General features: G+C 46.3%; 1 tRNA gene and 1 rRNA gene. Both read left to right on the forward strand.

Annotated features, from left to right (window positions below):
• Positions 1 to 386 precede the first annotated feature (386 nt).
• Positions 387 to 1,902, forward strand: a 16S ribosomal RNA gene (locus tag EZM65_RS15315).
• Positions 1,903 to 1,972: 70 nt separating this feature from the next.
• Positions 1,973 to 2,046, forward strand: a tRNA-Ile gene (locus EZM65_RS15320).
• The last annotated feature ends 122 nt before the right edge of the window (positions 2,047 to 2,168 follow it).

Consider the following 2,168-nt stretch of genomic DNA (forward strand, 5'->3'; position numbering starts at 1 on the left):
AAAAAAATCGCAAAAAGATTTGGAAAGATAAAAATAAAGATGTTATCTTTGCACCCCGCAACGGAGAGGTTCTTGGAAGTAATGACAATCAAAACGGAGTTAAAATTTTCTCAAAAAAAAGTTTAAAAAAGTTTTGGTGATTAAGAAAAGAGTTCTTACCTTTGCACCCGCAAAAACAACGAAAGAAGTTTAGCGAAAAAAATAAAATAAGATAAGATAGGTGATTGAGCTTGTCGAAATCACGTTCATAGACATATTGAATTGACAGCACGTTTTAATGGAAACATTGAAACAAAAACATTAAGAGAGTAAGAGAAATCGATTAATCGATAAACCTAGCATCTTTGTCTACAAAATTAAGTTAAGCGATTAACTTTAAAAATTATACGATGAAGAGTTTGATCCTGGCTCAGGATGAACGCTAGCGGCAGGCTTAACACATGCAAGTCGAGGGGTAGAAGGAGCTTGCTCCTTTGAGACCGGCGCACGGGTGCGTAACGCGTATGCAATCTACCTTGTACAGGGGGATAGCCCAGAGAAATTTGGATTAATACCCCATAGTATTATGATGTGGCATCACATTATTATTAAAGTTCCAACGGTACAAGATGAGCATGCGTCCCATTAGCTAGTTGGTGTGGTAACGGCACACCAAGGCAACGATGGGTAGGGGTCCTGAGAGGGAGATCCCCCACACTGGTACTGAGACACGGACCAGACTCCTACGGGAGGCAGCAGTGAGGAATATTGGTCAATGGGCGCAAGCCTGAACCAGCCATGCCGCGTGCAGGATGAAGCATCTATGGTGTGTAAACTGCTTTTGTACAGGAAGAAACACTCCCTCGTGAGGGAGCTTGACGGTACTGTAAGAATAAGGATCGGCTAACTCCGTGCCAGCAGCCGCGGTAATACGGAGGATCCAAGCGTTATCCGGAATCATTGGGTTTAAAGGGTCCGTAGGCGGTTTTATAAGTCAGTGGTGAAATCTGGTCGCTCAACGATCAAACGGCCATTGATACTGTAGAACTTGAATTACTTGGAAGTAACTAGAATATGTAGTGTAGCGGTGAAATGCTTAGAGATTACATGGAATACCAATTGCGAAGGCAGGTTACTACGAGTATATTGACGCTGATGGACGAAAGCGTGGGGAGCGAACAGGATTAGATACCCTGGTAGTCCACGCCGTAAACGATGGATACTAGCTGTTTGGAGCAATCTGAGTGGCTAAGCGAAAGTGATAAGTATCCCACCTGGGGAGTACGCTCGCAAGAGTGAAACTCAAAGGAATTGACGGGGGCCCGCACAAGCGGAGGAGCATGTGGTTTAATTCGATGATACGCGAGGAACCTTACCAAGGCTTAAATGGGAGACGACAGACTTAGAAATAGGTTTTTCTTCGGACGTCTTTCAAGGTGCTGCATGGTTGTCGTCAGCTCGTGCCGTGAGGTGTCAGGTTAAGTCCTATAACGAGCGCAACCCCTGTTGTTAGTTGCCAGCGAGTCATGTCGGGAACTCTAGCAAGACTGCCGGTGCAAACCGTGAGGAAGGTGGGGATGACGTCAAATCATCACGGCCCTTACGCCTTGGGCTACACACGTGCTACAATGGACGGTACAGAGAGCAGCCACTGCGCAAGCAGGAGCGAATCTACAAAACCGTTCTCAGTTCGGATCGGAGTCTGCAACTCGACTCCGTGAAGCTGGATTCGCTAGTAATCGCAGATCAGCCATGCTGCGGTGAATACGTTCCCGGGCCTTGTACACACCGCCCGTCAAGCCATGGAAGCTGGGGGTACCTGAAGTCGGTGACCGCAAGGAGCTGCCTAGGGTAAAACTGGTAACTAGGGCTAAGTCGTAACAAGGTAGCCGTACCGGAAGGTGCGGCTGGAACACCTCCTTTCTAGAGACTATAAAAAGATATAGGGATCTTGCTCTCGCTGTTAATTCAAAATAAAAAGCTTAAAATACAGAGTCTCGTAGCTCAGCTGGTTAGAGTACTACACTGATAATGTAGGGGTCGGCAGTTCGAGTCTGCCCGGGACTACTAATTTTAAGGTTTGAAGGAAATTTTAGAGGTTGAGTGGCCGTTAGAAGTACTGTTAACTGATAACTGTTAACTGGCACTAAAAGAAAACGGGGGATTAGCTCAGCTGGCTAGAGCGCCTG

The organism is Flavobacterium sp. H122, from assembly GCF_004959765.1.
GTDB lineage: Bacteria > Bacteroidota > Bacteroidia > Flavobacteriales > Flavobacteriaceae > Flavobacterium.